The 18,704-nt window shown below is 36.6% G+C and carries 14 protein-coding genes; 3 read left to right on the forward strand and 11 right to left on the reverse strand.

What is annotated here, in order from left to right; genetic code table 11:
• Window positions 1-9: 9 nt before the first annotated feature.
• From ACKTS5_RS09810 to ACKTS5_RS09845, 8 genes are all read right to left on the reverse strand, one after another.
• Window positions 10-855: a mechanosensitive ion channel family protein gene (locus ACKTS5_RS09810; RefSeq protein ID WP_408043694.1), complete on the reverse strand. Its 846-nt coding sequence runs from the start codon at window positions 853-855 to the stop codon at window positions 10-12.
• Window positions 856-1,161: 306 nt separating this feature from the next.
• The gene (locus ACKTS5_RS09815) at window positions 1,162-4,059 is read right to left on the reverse strand and encodes a DUF6493 family protein (RefSeq protein WP_408043695.1); all 2,898 of its coding nucleotides are present in this window, start codon (window positions 4,057-4,059) and stop codon (window positions 1,162-1,164) included.
• 2 nt (window positions 4,060-4,061) lie between these two features.
• A complete protein-coding gene (locus ACKTS5_RS09820) occupies window positions 4,062-5,408 on the reverse strand; it encodes an SWIM zinc finger family protein (protein ID WP_408043696.1) in 1,347 nt (448 codons plus the stop codon).
• A 335-nt stretch (window positions 5,409-5,743) separates the two neighbouring features.
• Complete coding sequence (locus tag ACKTS5_RS09825) at window positions 5,744-8,443, reverse strand: DNA gyrase/topoisomerase IV subunit A (protein WP_408043697.1); 2,700 nt, start codon at window positions 8,441-8,443, stop codon at window positions 5,744-5,746.
• 25 nt (window positions 8,444-8,468) lie between these two features.
• Entirely contained in the window at window positions 8,469-9,884 is a 1,416-nt protein-coding gene (locus ACKTS5_RS09830) for a glycine-rich domain-containing protein (RefSeq protein ID WP_408043698.1), read from the reverse strand.
• Window positions 9,885-9,914: 30 nt separating this feature from the next.
• Window positions 9,915-11,771 (reverse strand): DNA topoisomerase IV subunit B, encoded by a 1,857-nt coding sequence (locus ACKTS5_RS09835; protein ID WP_408043699.1) that lies wholly within the window; start codon window positions 11,769-11,771, stop codon window positions 9,915-9,917.
• A gap of 159 nt (window positions 11,772-11,930) precedes the next feature.
• Window positions 11,931-12,746 (reverse strand): hypothetical protein, encoded by an 816-nt coding sequence (locus ACKTS5_RS09840; protein WP_408043700.1) that lies wholly within the window; start codon window positions 12,744-12,746, stop codon window positions 11,931-11,933.
• A gap of 817 nt (window positions 12,747-13,563) precedes the next feature.
• Window positions 13,564-13,722 (reverse strand): hypothetical protein, encoded by a 159-nt coding sequence (locus tag ACKTS5_RS09845; RefSeq protein ID WP_408043701.1) that lies wholly within the window; start codon window positions 13,720-13,722, stop codon window positions 13,564-13,566.
• A gap of 183 nt (window positions 13,723-13,905) precedes the next feature.
• Between ACKTS5_RS09845 and ACKTS5_RS09850 the strand changes: the two genes are divergently transcribed.
• From ACKTS5_RS09850 to ACKTS5_RS09860, 3 genes are all read left to right on the forward strand, one after another.
• Complete coding sequence (locus ACKTS5_RS09850) at window positions 13,906-14,310, forward strand: LytTR family transcriptional regulator DNA-binding domain-containing protein (RefSeq protein WP_408043702.1); 405 nt, start codon at window positions 13,906-13,908, stop codon at window positions 14,308-14,310.
• An 86-nt stretch (window positions 14,311-14,396) separates the two neighbouring features.
• A complete protein-coding gene (locus tag ACKTS5_RS09855) occupies window positions 14,397-15,062 on the forward strand; it encodes a hypothetical protein (protein WP_408043703.1) in 666 nt (221 codons plus the stop codon).
• A 10-nt stretch (window positions 15,063-15,072) separates the two neighbouring features.
• Window positions 15,073-16,131 (forward strand): tetratricopeptide repeat protein, encoded by a 1,059-nt coding sequence (locus ACKTS5_RS09860; protein ID WP_408043704.1) that lies wholly within the window; start codon window positions 15,073-15,075, stop codon window positions 16,129-16,131.
• Window positions 16,132-16,289: 158 nt separating this feature from the next.
• Here ACKTS5_RS09860 and ACKTS5_RS09865 read toward each other — a convergent pair whose 3' ends face one another.
• From ACKTS5_RS09865 to ACKTS5_RS09875, 3 genes are all read right to left on the reverse strand, one after another.
• Window positions 16,290-16,802: a hypothetical protein gene (locus ACKTS5_RS09865; RefSeq protein ID WP_408043705.1), complete on the reverse strand. Its 513-nt coding sequence runs from the start codon at window positions 16,800-16,802 to the stop codon at window positions 16,290-16,292.
• A gap of 52 nt (window positions 16,803-16,854) precedes the next feature.
• Entirely contained in the window at window positions 16,855-17,424 is a 570-nt protein-coding gene (locus ACKTS5_RS09870; protein ID WP_408043706.1) for a hypothetical protein, read from the reverse strand.
• Between the two features lie 107 nt (window positions 17,425-17,531).
• Window positions 17,532-17,852, reverse strand: coding sequence for a hypothetical protein (locus ACKTS5_RS09875; RefSeq protein ID WP_408043707.1), 321 nt, complete (start codon window positions 17,850-17,852; stop codon window positions 17,532-17,534).
• Window positions 17,853-18,704 lie beyond the last annotated feature (852 nt).

Raw genomic sequence — 18,704 nt, forward strand, 5'->3', positions numbered from 1 at the left:
CACCTCTTTTTAGTCCAGGCGATGCACTTTTGTGATCGGAATAGGTAGTTCTACTCCATCGTTGATAAATCGTTTGTGTACCGCCTCTTTAATCGCACATTTCGTTCTAAATTCTGAAAAAGGTTCATTCAGCCATACGTAGGCACGCATGTGTATATGGTCGGGGTGTACATCGATGACGCGCACGTCAATTGGATGCACCGAAGCCAACACTTGGTCAGGAGTTCTGTTGTCTATGACCGTAGGATGTTTTACAGCCTCTTCTTGAATAATACGCCTGGCTAAGTCAATATTGGCGCGCAGACCAATTTTAAAGTTATTAAAACTCAATACATGAGAATCTTCGATGGTATGATTTAGTACAGAATCCGTACTAATAACCGAGTTTGGAATAATCAATCGCTTGTTTTCAAAGTTATTGATAACTGTATGACGCAGGGTAATGTCTTCTACGATCCCAACGCGAGCATCATCGAGCTTGATATAGTCACCAACGCGAAAAGGTCTAAAAATAACGATAAAGGCCCCTGCGATCAAATTAGAGAGTGCAGCCTGGGCTGCAAAACCGATGATTGCTGCTAAAATACCCGCTCCAGAAAATATTAAGGTTGCCTTACTTCGAAACACGGGAACGGTCAGTACAATATAGATGATTCCAAAAATCCCAATAAAGAATTTTACCGAATTTCTAAAAAACTGAATACTGGTTCGCCCGTATTGGTCTTGCTTGCGGTAACGAATGAGCAACACAATCACATAGCGGATAATGCGCGATATCAACCACGCAACAAATACGATAAAACAAATATACCCGATAATCCCTATAGCGGAATTGAGATTAAAATACTGTGCCATAGTTTCCCTATTTAGACGCTACAAAATTATTCTAAAGTCAATACATTCACAAATCTAAAGCAGCGAACCTAGTAAAATGTTCTCATCTTCTCGGTCTCAGACGGTTTAAATTTGCCAGTCACACGTACACCAGTCAAGCTAGTCTTTAAAAAGCCCTATCCTGTTTAGCACCGCTAAAACACTGATTTTTGACGCTGCTTTTAACGTCCTAATTACTTAGCATAAAACTCTCATTGTAACTCATTTCGGCAAAAACAGTATCAACAGAAGACTTGTATAGAAATACGAACTCAGCAATGCACATACCTATAGGAGCTCGATGATTTTATTCAGCGACTTATTTTCCTTCCAACTGACCAATTTATCTCTTAAGGGTACAGAAAATTCTCTATTTGGGAAACTCCTTTGAAGTTCCATAAAGATTTCTAATAATTTTTTAGTCCCGCGGATAGGCTCTTTCGCCATGGTACAAATCACTGCACTCAAAACATCGTACAAGCACTCGTTGTGCTGTTTTGACACATTGAAAAGGCTCGCCGTGATTAGATCTGTGAACCTCTTTAGCGGAGCGTATTCTTCACGTTCCAATTTCCCTATGGCTTCGCCTATGAGTTGATTGTTAAAACGATGCTCACTGTTTGCATTTATCCAAATCTCAGCCGCCAGGTCTCTTGCCACTTTTTCACTGCATAAAAAGCCTGTAGCAAGAAACAAATAGGTGATTTCACCAACATCTTTTCGATACCAAATTTCGTGGAGACCTTTTAGAAAATTGATCATATTTTTTTTACCGCTCTCCTCATAAAAAGTGGAGTATTTTAAGTTGGTATGAATCATATGCCCCAAAAGCACATTCGGATTATTAGGAGAAAGATATAAAAACCTGAGTTCATCATTGGGTTGGATTACAGTGTAATACTCATGTTTCTTAAATTTTAAATACCGATACATCCCTTCAACTTCCTTTTTTTCCTTTCCGCTGAAACACCTTTTTATTTTTAAAACTTCCGATGGTTTTTCTTGATGCGAATTAGGAAAACCTTCTAATCTGAGTTCTTTTACTCGTCTCTTCTTTTTTACTAATTTTTGCAGTTTATGATCGTAGTCCTGATACCATTCATCTCGCTGATTACAATTCCATTCATACGCCCCTAATTCTGTTTGTAAAGAATTGGCAAGCCCATCTTGAAAATACTCTAATTCACTATCGATATTTCTACTCAACACACTTTGAATCCATAATTCTGGTTTCGATACTTCTGCCTCTTGAATTGGTAAATATCCATAGTGATAGCGCAATACCTGTTGTATCTCGGAATTGACAATCCTGTCGATATGGTTATTTAACTGCGCTGACTTTTCCCCTGAGGGAAGCCTACCTATAGCTATCTGAAAATCAAACAGATCTATTTCTTGTCCTAACTGTTCATAAGCTAGTAATCGTTCGATCAAGACTGTAGGGTCTAACCAGCACGGAAAGTGGGTTGGAGTCGATAACAAACTCAGATCAAGCTGCTCTGTAATAAAATATTTTGAACGAATGAACAATGCTCGATATATCACATAGATGTAATCTGGCACCGATTGGTTTTCAATTTCCTGCAAGCTATTTTTATAATAACTCGCATAAAACCGCTCTTTTTGCAGCTCTTTTATTTTCTTATTCTTAATCCTGTTTAAATTCTCAAAGGCCACAGGATATTTTTTTAGGAGGATATTGGCGAAATCATTGAGAAAAGAAGCTGCTCCGAATTCTAAATAACCTACTTGTGCATTCGATACTTGACTAGTAATAAATTCAAAAGAGCGTTTAAATACGGGTTCTAGTTTACGCACATTGGTTTCGTCAAGTAGTAAACTGAGTTTAGGCGCATAATGTAACAATAAATCAATATGGTAGCTTTCATTATTGTTCATAGACTGGCTCACAAAAAAAATTAAATCGTCTAATGAGCTATATTGCGGTAGTTCATTATCTTCAGATAACCTCCTACTGTTTCCTTCAAAAAACACTTCTTCAAGAGTTTCGGGGACAATACTATATTCCGATAGTACAGTCTTTGAAGAATGAAATAGATTGCCAGAATACAACTGGAGTACGTCTAATAAGCTTTGATTGTTTGCCGTTCCGTACTTTTGGATAATTTTAGCCGCTCTCAATTGAATTTTCTCATCAAAAAACAGCAAGGCCTCGGCACTTTTTATACTTACTAAATCAGTGGAATTCGCATGGATTTTAGCTACTTTATCCAAGATTATCAAAGTTGCATTTACCACAGATTTCGTTTCGGTATTCAGTAAAATCGAACAGCTATCCAAAAAGGCATCTAATTGGAACTGTTTGTGGTTCACTATTGTTTTAATATATTTTAATACTGTATTGACAACTTTTGAATGAGGTGAATACAAGGCAGAAAAAAGCTCACTTTGGAACTCAACAATCTCTGCTTCAGTTGGTGAAAGCCTTATAAGTAAGTTGTAAAACCATCCACTTAGGTTTTTATTGAAACCCTTTGTTGCTGTATTAATAGTTTTAATCAAGACTTTTTTCCTGTCCAATTCGCCATCATCAACCAGCTTACAAATTGTATCAATCCAGATAGCATTCCCATCCGAATAATTTTCAATACCGTTGAATTCATAAACATTATGTACTATGGTTTCTTCTTCAAATAGTAACCAAATGTGCTTTTGCAGGGTTATAGGATACTTTAATAACTGTTCTGGCCTGTAATACAGTACCCTCTTATTCGCTTTAACCCAAACTGCATCGATCATCGCTTTCGGTAAAAGTTCTCGAATTAATGAATCAGAAGGTTGTAGTAAACCGGCGCTGTAAAGGCGCATTGCTTTTAAATACGTCAAACTCCAAGGTGGGTCTTCGTTAATGACCTCACTGTACCATTTGGGTATATACCAGGGAATGATATTTTCTAAATAAGTGTCATTAATAGCCAGATTACTTATGTCATAAACCGTTTTTTTAACATCAGTTTTAGAAAGACAAACAAAGCAAGCCATTTCTAACAAAGCTATTTTTTTATCTGAAATTCGTTCTTCAAAAGACTTAAATTCAGCAATTTTCTTGTACATCCTTTTTAAAAAAGGGCCTAATTCTCTTCTTTCTGCAACCGTCAATTTCTTTAAAAAAGGGATAATTTCCCGTTCTTGCATTACGAGGTTTTCGAGTTCTTTTGATAGCATAATTATTCGTTTTTTACTTTCTTCTTTACTGCTAAAATGTGCTTACACGCTCCGCGTTCTCCCTGATTTCTACTAAACCATGTACAGGTACATTTTTGAAAATCATCGTTCAACACCACGTAATGGAATACGCCACTACCGGCTACTCTCGCTTCAATTTTGGTGGCTGAATGTACTAATATGGTAACCTTCCCTTCCTCCAACAGTTTTTCTGCTCCCTTTAGTCTCGGATTTAACGACAATATCCTTTCTAGCTTAAAGGGAAGTCGACGATAAAAGAAGCCGTTTTTTTCCAAATCGTAGCCCAGTAACCCCATAGCAGAAAGCTTGGTGGCAAACTTATCAATTTTGGTGATCGCTATAGGTTCTTCAAAAGACAATAATGTCGGATTAAATTCTTGATTGGTATAAGCACAGGTATCAAATGCGCGAATCAAAGCATCTGGCAGGTCTTCTATTAATTCTTCAAGCGCAGCCCCTTCACCGGAAAACCCCCTCCAATAATCTCTGGAAATGGAAAAGACAAAATTCAATTCGGTAAACCCCAAAATAAATGTTACCGATTGCATGTTCTTATGCGGATAAATTTTTAACCAAGTAATCAAGGGAAGTAAGGGCTGCAGCAATCTCAGTCGGTGAATCCCTCCAATACAAATAGCCCTTGTCGATTTTATCGGACTAAACAGGTATTTTCTACCTCTATTTATGAGAAAATAATCCGTTTTCACCTTCCCGTTAGGGATGGTTTTAAAAAGTTGAATTGCTTGTATTCTTGTTAAGGTAACCCCATAATCAGATTCTGAAAAATACTGCTGTACAGTTGTCAGTCCCTTAATCCATTTACTGGGCAGCGGGACTTTTCTCTCTGTGAAACTCGCACCGTCTTTATGAAAGCCTACTTCTTGCTGGCCTACAGAGAGTATCAACTCATCGTTTTTTTTGATTTTACCGAGTTCAGCTATTAACGGCGTATTAAAATCGACATTGGTGGTTCCGCTTTCTATAAATTCACCATCATGCCCATTTTCTAAAACATCGACTCTTGCATACACGCCAGCACAATGCGAAAATCCTTCAAATCTAAGCTGCTCATTTCCGGCAGTTACAATGGGATCTTTTAACAGCGCCAATTGGAATGCTGATAGGTTGAAACTGGATTGTACAATATTCGATAGGGTAATTAAACACCGCGACAATTCAAATGGATGCTTTAGGCTACCCCAATAAAAACAGGGAGCACTTCCCTTTTCTACTTCACTGAATTTTGATAATAGTAAGTTTTCAGCTCCTTTTTCTTTTGTTAAACTCGATTTAGCAGCATATTTATAGCTCAACGTTTCTTTAGTCATTACAAGTATCGTTTTACCAGTATAAAGCCTGCGGTACACGGAGAATCTCTCGTATGCAAGCCCTACACCCTTCTCTTTCATATTTTGTCAACTGCGGAAAATTGACACCCGTCAAATGCAACAGTCCTCTGTAACAAATATAACAGTTATACATTAATTTTTGAGCATGCAGCCCGCATTACAAGCCCCTTTTAGTTCACACTAATTATGCCTTTTAACTGAGACTATTAAAAAACCGCATAAACGAATTGCTTATGCGGTTATTATAAGTTTTAACAAAGAAGTTCCTTGTAAAAATAGACTTCGGTATGCGTATAAACTCAGCCGATCCTCAGTTAATCAAACAAGGCGGTTTGTGATTCGTCATCGTCTATTTGTTTTTTCTTTTTTAAGGCATTTGCCAAAGCTTTTTGCTTTTTAAGCTCGAGCAAGGCTTCGTAATCGTTGATATCTACATCTTCTATTTTTGGCACTTTCGGAACTACTTTTTCTTCATTTACTTCAATGTCTTCTACCTTTTCTTCAGGCTCTTCAAACGGTAGTGGCTCTAACAAGTTTACCGTCCTAATCTTATCCGTGGTGAGCTGATTTCCGAGTGCTTTGATCCCTTTTACTGAAATGAACTCTTCAAAATTCACCTCTATTTTCTCCAAGCTTCGCTTCGAAAATATAACTTCAGCCATAGGGCGATAGTCCGTGGCTATGATTTCTAACTTGGTTTTTTCGTGATCGGACACGAAAATTTCCTCCTTATCAGCGGCTTCTATTAAAAAGCGTTTTACATAGTACCTTTCTTTATTACCATCGAAATAAATAGCCGAAATTGGTTTTTGAGGCTTCCATTTTTCCAAGACGATCATATCGTTATCAAAATGCATGGTTAAATCAGGAGTTACCGCTTTGATTTTACCGCTTTGCGTAGCAATTAGCAGCTTATCTTCTGCCTTGAATTCACCTAGCAACTCTCCTCTATCATCGACATTTAAACGACGTACTGTATCATCAAACCAAATCTTTCTCGGTTTCAAGGTAGAAACTCCTGCTGATTTGAATTCAATTTTCTTAATGGCGTATTTCGTCACTTGGTTTCCACGAGCACTTCTACTCTTGATGGCCAAGTCCGCAAAATCAATGTCCCATTTTAACTTCTTGATACTTCCTAAGGCACGTAATAAAATGGTAATTACTTCCGCTTCTCCATTCGGATTGGCAGTAAAATAAAGGACTTTAGACCCTTTATTACCATTGGTCAAATCGTATTCTTTATCACGAGTAATACTCGTTACATTAAAGCGCTTCATATAACTTGGACCTCTTGTTCCGTCCTTATAAATCATATTATACACTGTACGCTTGTCTTTTTTCTTGAAAATTGCGATGTGTATGATGCCTTTCCCTACAAAAGTTTTTGAGGCTACTTTGGTGACCATCATTGAACCGTCTTCTCTAAAGACAATCACATCGTCAATATCGGCACAATCGGTAATGTATTCGTCCTTTTTAAGTGAGGTTCCGATAAATCCTTCTTCTCTGTTCACATAGAGTTTTGAATTTCTCATCACCACTTTAGTCGCTACGATATCGTCGAAAATGCGAATCTCTGTCAAACGTGGTTTCTCTTTACCGTATTTCTTTTTGAGTTCTTTAAAATAGTCAATAGCGAACTCAATTAGATGATCTAAATGATGCTTTACTTCGGCAATTTGCTCTTCTAAACTATCGATAAACTGCTTGGCTTTATCGATATCAAACTTTGAAATTTTCTTGATTCTAATTTCCGTTAAACGCAAGATATCTTCTTGAGTCACTTCGCGTTTTAGGTGCCCGATATGTGGCTTCAATCCTTCATCAATAGCTTCAATTACTCCTTCCCAGGTAGCTACCTCTTCAATATCACGGTAAATTCTGTTTTCGATAAAGATGCGTTCCAGAGAAGCGAAATGCCATTGTTCTTCTAACTCAAACAACCTGATTTCCAATTCTTTTCTAAGCAACTCTACCGTAAAATCTGTCGATTTTTTTAACACTTCAGACACCCCTATAAATACAGGTTTGTTATCTTCGATGATACAACAAAGTGGGGATATCGAATTTTCACAATTAGTAAAGGCATACAGCGCATCGATGGTCTTGTCAGGAGACACATTTGGAGGTAAATGCACTAAAATTTCCACATTAGCCGCAGTATTATCTTCAATGCGTTTGATTTTGATTTTACCTTTGTCATTCGCCTTTAAAATACTATCGATCAAAGAGCTCGTCGTAGTACCAAAAGGGATTTCAGTAATCACCAAGGTCTTTTTGTCAAGCTGTGATATTTTAGCTCGAACCCTTACTTTACCTCCTCTTTTCCCATCATTATAATTGGTAAAGTCGGCAATACCTCCGGTAAGGAAATCCGGAACAATACTAAAACTTCTGCCCTTTAAATACTTTACAGAGGCATCGATCAATTCATTAAAATTGTGTGGTAAGATTTTTGTCGAAAGTCCTACTGCAATTCCTTCCGCACCTTGAGCGAGTAGGAGTGGAAATTTCACAGGTAAATTAACAGGCTCTTTCTTTCTACCGTCATAAGATTGCTGCCATTCTGTTGTTTTGGGATTAAAAACGACATCCAAGGCAAACTTAGACAATCGCGCTTCAATATAACGCGATGCTGCCGCTCGGTCACCAGTAAGTATGTTACCCCAGTTCCCCTGCATATCAATCAGAAGTTCCTTTTGTCCCATTTGCACCATGGCATCAGCAATCGAAGCATCACCGTGCGGGTGATACTGCATGGTATGCCCTACTATGTTTGCCACCTTGTTGTAACGACCATCATCCAAATCTTTCATAGAATGCATAATTCGTCGTTGTACAGGTTTAAAACCATCTTCGATAGAAGGAACGGCACGTTCCAAAATCACATAAGACGCGTAATCCAAGAACCATTCTTTATACATTCCGGTAACCTTGGTTATGGTCTCATTGTTTTCGATGGGTTGGTTTAACTCCTCGTCGTTTTCGTAGGTATTGTTTTCGTCGCTCATAAATTAAATATCGATACGTAAAATATTAATCTCCTCCACAACCACCACAGGAACTACACGAGCTGCAAGAACTGCATGAACTGCATGAACTGCATGAACTACTACATCCCGTAGAACTATCGTCGTGGTGTGTTGAATTATTTCTCTTATCATTTCCATAAAGCAAAGCTCCCAAACCACTTCCTATTACTAAAGAAGTGAATACTTCTGGGTAACTAATTTTATCTCGGTGTGCTAATTTATCTAAAAAACCTGTCGTATTATAGGAATTAGCTACAACTTTTCTGTATATATTTCTTCTTTTTTGAAACCAAAAATAACGGAGCAGGAACCCCAAAACTACTGAAATAAACAAGGCAAACATTATTAACTTCGCAATGGGTTTACCTCTTGTTATTCCTAGGTATCCTCGTGCTATTAGCAGAGAATACAGTAGGGTCACTCCGGTAAAACAGAGTAACTTGGCCTGCGTATACTCCACGGTATTCAGGATTACCTGACTTAATTTTTCTTCTAGTCGCTTTAGTGCCAACAGCATGGGCTTTCCTATCAAAACCCGATAATTTGCGGAAAAAACACTTAAACTAGCTGTTTTAAAATGATTAACTATCAGATTTTCATACTTATTGTCTGATAATTTGAACTCGTCAATATGTACTTCCCGTCCATTTTCGTCAATTTTCAAACGATTGCTCTCAATCAACTCATGAATGGCATTCAAAAGCATGGCATCCGATTTCACCATCATTACAATTTGCTCCTCTTTTGAAAGCCTGACCAGGTATTTGTTTTCTAAAACTTTATTCACTGTTTCCTTTTCAGCTATGCTGCAGGCCCATACAATAATTCCGATAATCAGTGCTGCAGTTCCTGTGAGCATCCACAAGAAATTAGGATTGTCTATTGAAACCAATAGTTCTTTCCAAAGCACAACTAACAAAAACAGCATTACTAAAGCCGCTAACGTCAAATCGAGATCATTGATTTTAGTCATCCAGTTGGGGGTGCCCTCGTCTAGTGATATCAACTCCTCGAACGATTTGTTATTCCAAATCTCCGCAACTTGTTCTTTAAAATATCGTTTATACAACACAGCCGTTTGATCTGAGGCAGCTTTTAGGCTCGTCTGCTGACCAGGTTTCCCCGTTGCTGGCATGTGTTTTATTTTTTTTCCGAGTACCGTACAAAACTCCTCATAGGCATCAGAAAAAGTCAAATGCTGGTGCCACACTTTGTCAATGGTTGCCGAAGGCGAAACCATCTGATTCGAAACTGTAGCAAGGAACATAAATTTTTTATATTCTAGAATGGCATCGGCAGTAAATTGCTCTGTCCATTGTTGTTCATCAGCCAGTTTGGTTGAAAAACAGTAGTCCTCTTCAGGACTATCGAATTGATACTCTTCTATTTTTTTCCATAGCGTACCTTCTTCAAGGTTCATAGCTCCTATTTTTTTTCAATTGTTCAATACCTATTGCTCATCAATCAAATCCAACTCTACTTTTAGGTTGTTGATGATGAATTTTTGACGATCTGGGGTATTTTTCCCCATGTAAAATTGCAACATTTGATCAATAGACATTTGTTTATCTAGCATCACCGGGTCTAAGCGAATATCATCACCGATAAAGTGAACAAACTCGTTAGGAGAAATCTCACCAAGTCCCTTAAATCGGGTAATTTCCGGTTTCCCTTTTAGTTTTTTTATCGCTTTTTGTTTTTCATCTTCTGAATAACAATAAATTGTCTCCTTTTTGTTACGTACCCTGAATAATGGGGTTTCTAAAATATAGAGGTGCCCTTCTTTAATAACTTCTGGGAAAAATTGTAAGAAAAAAGTAATCAACAGCAATCGAATGTGCATACCGTCAACATCGGCATCCGTTGCAATCACAATATTGTTATAGCGCAGGCCTTCCATACCGTCTTCGATGTTTAGCGCTGCTTGCAGGAGGTTAAACTCTTCGTTCTCATAAACGATTTTCTTGGTCAGTCCATAAGAATTCAGCGGTTTTCCTTTTAAACTAAAAACTGCTTGTGTATTAACATTTCTCGACTTGGTAATCGATCCACTCGCGGAATCACCCTCCGTAATAAATAACGTCGTATCGAGGTAGCCTTCTTTTTTTGTATCTGCAAAATGGATTCGGCAATCCCTCAATTTTTTGTTGTGTAAATTCGCTTTTTTAGCGCGATCACGTGCCAGTTTTCGAATTCCTGACAGCTCTTTACGCTCTTTTTCCGCTTGCAAGATTTTCTTTTGCAAGACCTCTGCAATTTCTGTGTTTCTATGCAGGTAGTTGTCGAGCTTATTTTTTACGAAATCATTGATGTAGGTACGTACTGTAGGCAGCTCCCCTCCCATTTCTGTAGACCCCAGTTTGGTTTTGGTCTGACTTTCAAAAACGGGTTCCATCACTTTGATCGAAATCGCTCCAACAATAGACTTACGCACATCTGAAGCATCGAAATTTTTATTGTAGAATTCGCGTACTGTGCGCACCACCGCTTCTCGGAAAGCCGCTAAATGCGTTCCTCCTTGCGTTGTGTTTTGTCCGTTTACAAACGAATGATACTCCTCTGAGTATTGGGTTTTACTATGCGTCAATGCAATTTCTATATCGTCTCCTCTCAGGTGAATGATAGGATACAACATATCATCAACATTGTTATTATCTTCTAATAGATCTTTTAGACCATTTTCTGAATAGAACTTCTCTCCGTTAAAAACTATGGTTAGTCCTGGATTTAGGTAAACGTAATTCTTAAGGAGTTTTTCTATGTATTCTGGGCGGTATTTGTAGTTTTTAAAGATGGTTTCATCTGCAATAAACGTCACCTTGGTCCCTCTTCTTCTCGAAGTTTCATCCAACACCTCTTGATGCGTGAGGTTTCCTTTTTCAAACTCTGCACTCGCTGACTTTCCATCTCTGTTTGATTCGACCCTAAAATAGGTCGAAAGAGCGTTGACCGCTTTGGTACCCACCCCATTCAATCCGACCGACTTTTTAAAGGCTTTTGAATCGTATTTACCTCCAGTGTTCATTTTTGACACCACATCAACAACTTTTCCTAAAGGAATACCACGTCCGTAGTCACGCACGATAACTTTATTCCCCTGAACGGACACTTCAATTGTTTTCCCGCCCCCCATGACGAATTCATCAATGGAGTTATCTAAAACCTCTTTGACTAAGATATAAATACCATCATCAGGAGACGAACCATCTCCCAATTTACCGATATACATACCAGGACGCATTCGGATATGCTCTTTCCAATCGAGCGATCGTATATTATCTTCGGTGTATTGTGTTTCTTGTGCCATAAAAAGTATAGAAGTTCTTGAATGAACCGCTAATATACTATTTAGTAGTAGTATATAGCAAGTGCAAAAGCATATTTTAATTAACAACAAAGCGCCAGTGCTACCGAAAACACTGACGCTGAGGACTTAGAGTCTGATTGGTATTTTAAAGTTTATTCTTTATTCAGACCAATAAGTTAGGGTAATGTAAATATAACCATCTGCTTGAACCATTGAATTTGACAAGCTAACTACCTTACTACCTGTACCGTCGAAGTAACCGTCCATACCGTCAAAACGGTAGGTACCTGCTGGTAAGGCTTTAAATTCGTTAACAGGATCTCCTTGTCGTTCTCCCGTTTGGTAAAATTTGTTCGATTTCGTGTCTGTAGCACCGTATCCTCGAATGGTATTCGCTGGAACTGATTGTCCTGAACGCTCATCAACTAACAAAATTCGAACTTTAAAAATTTCTGGAACAGCTTTCAAATTTTCAGCCTCGTCAAAAGCTTCTTCGCTGTATTGGATGATCATTTCCAACTGCCCTTTCAAAGCAGTACTCACAGTTTGAGCCGTTTGCTTGTCGTTGTTTTGAATCGCTGTAACCAACGCTGTTACCTTGCGCTTTGATTGGTAACTAGCACTCTCAATTTCTTGAATGAAGTCTTCCGCATTCGAAACGTCTAGGTTCCCATTAAATCCTTCTGCTTTGTACAAGGCATCGTATTGAGCTTGCGCCAATTGATCTATCGCTTGCAATTGACCGTTGATAGCAGTTTTGAATCCATTGGTATTGGGCGTTGGATTGTTGGTCACGAAGTACGCTACTAACAAGGTTTTCAACGTTTGTTTAGCCTCTCCTACCTTTACTTCGGTAGCTTTCGCTTTGCTTTGCATTTCAGAAAGGGCCGCATCCGTAGTTTGCTGCGCAAAAGCAGTGATGTTCACGCTTAAAAATAGTGCCAAAGCACCTAATACTTGAGTAGTTTTTTTCATAAGTAATAATTGTTTGATTTTACTAGTTGTAAATCTCTTAGTTTTACCCATGAAGAACAGTTATACTATGTTTATAGTTGCATTATTAAATTTTTAAGAACTTTCTAAATATTTTCATTAAAATAGTTAAATATCGACATGTTTTCACTGATACTTTACAAAATCTCTTAACTATTTTTTAATGATAAAGTAATTACGGCACAGCATCAATAGCGTTTAGTTAAAAAATCTAACAAAAATCTCCATCCTAGGTTTCGATGTGTAAGTATACCGCTCGTACCTACATTGGTGAATCGCTCTCATTTTAAATAGCCTTGTAATTTTCAATCCAACTTCAGGAGCTTCGAGATTTATTTGCTCAGAATGACCATTGGAGCATGCGTAGCATTAATCTTTTACCAGGAACGGAACAATAAACGATAGCTACCATTCTTATGCAGCCCACACTTTTTGCTGCAAGGTTAGCAACGTAGAGCTATGAGTATTAACAGGCTAAAAACAGTTTTTTATTTTTTTACTTCTGATTACACGAATCTTAAACACGTCCTTAAATTTTAGATGAAATTGGTTCGTAATACTTTGAATTAGTCAAAAAATAGATTAATTTTATGATCATTTGCATCCTTATCAATCCAAAGTGATTACGTTCAAAGACCTCATTATTCACAGGATTTATTATACATTTCACAGCTTTCACATTTGTAATTTGGTCTTCTAACCTTTTACTGTTTAACACTATACCATCATGAATTCTCTTTTAGTCCTCGGCAACTCTCTGCCTCATGTAAAAACTAGAAAACAACGATTTAGAATAGCGTTAATGTTTGGAGTCTTTGTATTCGTCTTCCTCTGGATTTTCCAGCCATTTGGTCTTGCCGAAATACAATTCAATAAAATTCCAATTATAGCTGGTTTCGCATTCATTACCATTGTTGTAACGGTTGTTTTCACGAGCTTTCGTATTCGAAGTAAACACCCGAGAAGTATTGCGGACCTCATAAAAACCTCTTTTTATATTACAGGAGTTATCTCCTTTCTTAATTGGCTATATTCATATACTCTCCAATGCTATAGTATTAAGCATTCTATCTTAGTATACCTGCTCGACTCTTTAGCAATAGGCTTATTTCCTGTAGTATTTCTTGTATTCTACCTATGGATGCAAGCTACAAAACCAAATACCTTCAATAAAACTACTGAGAACACATCCACTTTGAACGCAAGTATTTCAGTCAAAGTTTCGAAAGATGAATCACTAAGCCTAACTGTCAATAAAATTATCTGTGCTAAATCAAGTGGCAACTACCTAGAAATTTATTCTGAAAATGGAAAATCTTACATCAAACATCTCATTCGATATCCTTTATATAAATTCTATAATGACCTTGAAAACAACGATTTTTTTTTCCATTGCCATAAGTCTTATATTATTAATTCCAAACACCTTATCAAGCTAAGAGGAAATGCCAAGCAAAAGGAGGTTCTATTAGAATTGCTTGATTTTTGGATTCCGATTTCACGTTCTTTTGACACTACCAAACTCAATTTCCCATACAATAAATAGACCATTCGTCACATTGGAGCCCCAAACATAACAAAGTATCAAAGGATAGCATTCTTCTGTGTAATATTGCTCAAAACACCACACAGATGATACAATATCAACTACTTGTACTCTCCTTGTTATTTAGTTTTAGTGAGTTGTCAATTGGACAAAATTCGCATAGTAAAGTGACACCAAAACTAAACTCTTCCCTCACTGCTTTTGGAAGTCTGGGAGTTACTTCTATCAGTTTACCGTCATACTCTTCCTACAATTCTGATCACACTTCTTCCGTTAAAACTGTAAAGACCATAGGTGCGGGCAGCTATTTTGAAAGTAAAAACTGGTTTATCACTTGTCAATTCTCAATAGCCATAGGCAAATTCACTGCTAGTGATTACCAGTTTAATTTACATGGATTTTCAAGTGAGCTTGGATTGGGATACCAAGTATACAGTACAAATAAAATCAGTATCACTCCAGCCTTGGGACTAAGGCTATTTCACTGGCAAAAAAACTCTTATTACCCTGATAGTAAAGAGGTCCTAAATGCACAAATCTACACACAACAAAAACTCTTGATGAATGTAGCAAATTGGTTCTTATATAAACTGAATAAATACATTTCAGCTGGATTTATCATCGGATACAATTTCGACTTAGAAAAAGACAAATCTTGGAACCAATTGGGATCCTCATTTTCAGAAAAACAAAAGACACGACAATCAGGGATTTATGGGACACTACTTATAGGACTCAAAATCCCTTTATAATATTTACCCTATGAAACCACATACCTATTTTATACTTTTATTAGCATTATTGAGCTGTAAAGGCACTCGACACGCTTCCATAAATTCACTTCGTAAGGAAGGGGAAATAAAAAACAAAAATTTACCACGGCAGGCCAACGCTTATTTTTGGAAATACTTTCACGCGGGAAATTACAAGCGTATCGATACAATTATATCCCTTCTAAATCGAGCTCACCGTGAATTTCCCAATGATATAGAAACCATCAATCATCTTGGCTTTACTCATATTTGGGCACTGAGTGAACGTGCTAGGCTAGAAAAAATCCCTGTATCTATTAAACAACATGCCGAAAAAGCACTTAATTATTTTAAACTATCCTATGCTATAAATCCGGATGACCCTAGGATTCTTGGCTTTTTAGCTGATTCTAAAATGATAGTCGGCAATATAAAAAACAATCAAAAGCTTCAACGTGAAGGCTACTTTACAGGTAAAAAAGCCATTCGTCAGTGGAAAAGCTTTAACTACTTTACCATTGGCTACCCTTTATCAAAACTACCTAGAACAACTTGGCAATATAAAAAGGCCTTACAATGGCAATGGAAAACACTACAAAAGTGTTACCAAAAGAAAATCGACACAACCCAACCTTATGATTTCCTGTGCTTACCTTTAGGAAAAATGGTTTCCTCCAGAAGACAGCGTGCTTGCAGAAATTCTTGGATTGCTCCTCATAATATAGAGGGGTTTTATTTAAATTTAGGCGATATGCTTGTAAAAAACCAACAGTGGAAGAAGGCTATTGAAATCTATCGTATTCCTCAACAATTACCATCCTATTCGAGATGGCCATTTCGTGAGGTACTAGAAAAACGCATCAACAATGCACAGAAAAATACTAGAAACTTTATAATTAAGACCATCGATAGCAGTACTAATAACACAGAAACCACACTGCTAATCAATACAAAAATATCCTGCGTTGTCTGTCATCAACACAGTAAGAAGGACTCAATTAATTACGCTGAATTCAACTGGAATCGCTTTAAGCATTATTCTAATTTATCTCCCTACAAAAAATACTGAAACACTTAATAAGTAGTTATAATTCTAGCCGGTATCTCTTTCACTCTGATTTTTCTAAGAATAAAATCCAAGTGTCAGGCAATTCGAGTTATTTTTTTAAGTAAATTTAGACGAAGGCCTATCCGTTGCAATTGTTGATTGCCTTACCTAGTAATTTTTTAGTTTTCAAACTTCACATAGATGGTTTCTTTATCGAGATCAGACCATTTAATTTTTAGCGTGTCATTTTTTGTAGAGATAATTATTCCTGTTTGAACAAAATCATCAGAAAAAATCGTGATGCTATTCTTGTCCAAAATATAGGGCATAGCTCCGTCTCCGTCATAGTCTACAATAAAGAATGATTCTGAGTTCAACCAAAAATCTGCATGAGGTTCATTTGGGTATTGCGTCCAAATTCCAAAGGCTTCAGTAGTATCAATTTCTAAATTTTTAATGATCGTTTTCTCAGGTCGTTTTATATTTTCAATTTCTGGATATTCTGAGTTATATTTCGAAATTATCAACTGTTCTTTTTTGTTAGGATAAGTTCCTTCAATACCCGCCTTGAGAGTATCAGTTATCAATACTAACCTCATTTCTGTATCCATTTCTTCATCATGTTTTTCGTTTTTACACGAAATACTAATTAACATCAGCAATAATATCGATATGTACTTCCTTTTTTTCATTACGGTATACTGCGTTTAATACAAGTTACACTTACAACCCATTGACATCACTTTAAGATTCCCAATGTCTTTCTATATAGAAAAAATCGTCCATATATTCAGCTATTATTGACCAAGTTGCCCCAACTGGATGTCTTGATTCTTTCGACTCTTCAATCATCCAACATTCAGCCACGCCCTCTGGTATTTTTAAGTTGGCTTTATTTATCCGTTCGAATTCTTCCCTGTTATCTTCTTCCCTATCGATTTCCTTCAAAGTCGATTTAACCTCTTCATCCAACAAGTGTTTTTCAACACTCTCAATTTTAAGATGCGAAATCCATTCTGAAATATTAACTCGATCTATCCATTCTAACTCACCCACATATCCAGAACTTACATTATTCTCCGAGTTTAGAATACTCCAATAAAAATGTTCCAGCGAATCAAAATCCACCTTTTCACCAACCACAAATCTTACATAACTCACCTGCCAAGTCATTCCTATTTCATCACAGGTGAATTTCCCATTTGTTTTTTTAGTAACTATTATATTTTTTAATTCAGTTTTGTTCATTTGAATTTGGCTATCCTTGTTTACAAACACATAAAAAAGCTTAATCATGCCTAGCATAGCATTCAAGCATAATGTGTTTTTACTTTTCTTTATGCAACTTTAGTTATTTTTTAATAGATTTTTTTGAGAAAATTCTACAATTAAGCAGTTCTAACTTGGGGAAGCTTACATGATTAATTCGAAACTAAAACTCTTTTTTCTTTAACTTCTATTTTCTTATTATTGAGGTATAAATTGAAACAATTAACGCACGCTCCAGGGTCTCCGCTTATTTTAGAAAAATAATCATCAAACTCATTAATATTATTGATTTGAGTGCCTTCAGATAAATCATCTACTATTGAAAAATAATGTACAAAATTATCAAGACCCTCAACTTCATAAATAACCTTAATCACTTCTGTCTTTTTATTATTAATGTAATATCTATGTAATAATTCACTCATTTGAACTATACCACTTTCTCCATGAATTTCACAAATTATTAATCCCATTTCTTTATATTATAACTTTTTATTTATTTGAAAATAATGATTTAAAAAAACCATACAATTTGAGTGGTCTTGTTGGAACGTTAGCACCTCCCTCACTAAGGACGTTTCCAACATGAGTCTGGCAAGAATTACATTTTTTTATCGTAGGGACCTAATTGCTTGCCAACCTGATTTTGTTGATAACTTTGCGCTGCTTTAGCATTTGGTAATTTAACTTTCGTTATAGCAGCAGCATTACTCCCAATAGTATTCCTTATAGTTGTAGTAGATAAATCATTGCTAGTAATAACTTGATCAGTAGTAACTGTTTTTCTTTTATACGAAGTTTCTATTTTAGAATGTCCAAAACGATTACTTGATGTACCATTGTATTTATCTCCTTGTTTTCTTCTTTTTTGCTAAATATAAGTTAATTGTTCTTTCTGTTATACGTCTGTTTAGTTCTAAATAACAAATTCCAATTACCTCACCGCTCTTTATTTATTTTGGTATTTGATGAATCTCCTTCATCGATTTCTTCCACAATCTCTGTAGAAGCAGCTATAATACCATCGTTATATGATACTCTTTGCCAACCCGCCAGCTGACTCGTTCGCTAAAAAGGGATACCATACCTTTTATTAACGCTCCGCCCTCAAAGTGGTCTTTGTATTCGTATACATAATCAAAGGCATCACTGCTTGTTATCACATAGCCCTAAGGATAGTTAAAAAACTATAAATACTCTATTTCTAAGCTGTCCGATTTAATGGGAGGAGATCACAAAATAATACTTACCAATTCAGGACAATACCGAGTTATCGTGTTTATAATTTTTATAGATAAAAAGCAATCCTATTACCACCAACTTTA

This window comes from Tenacibaculum litopenaei, assembly GCF_964514025.1.
GTDB lineage: Bacteria > Bacteroidota > Bacteroidia > Flavobacteriales > Flavobacteriaceae > Polaribacter > Polaribacter litopenaei.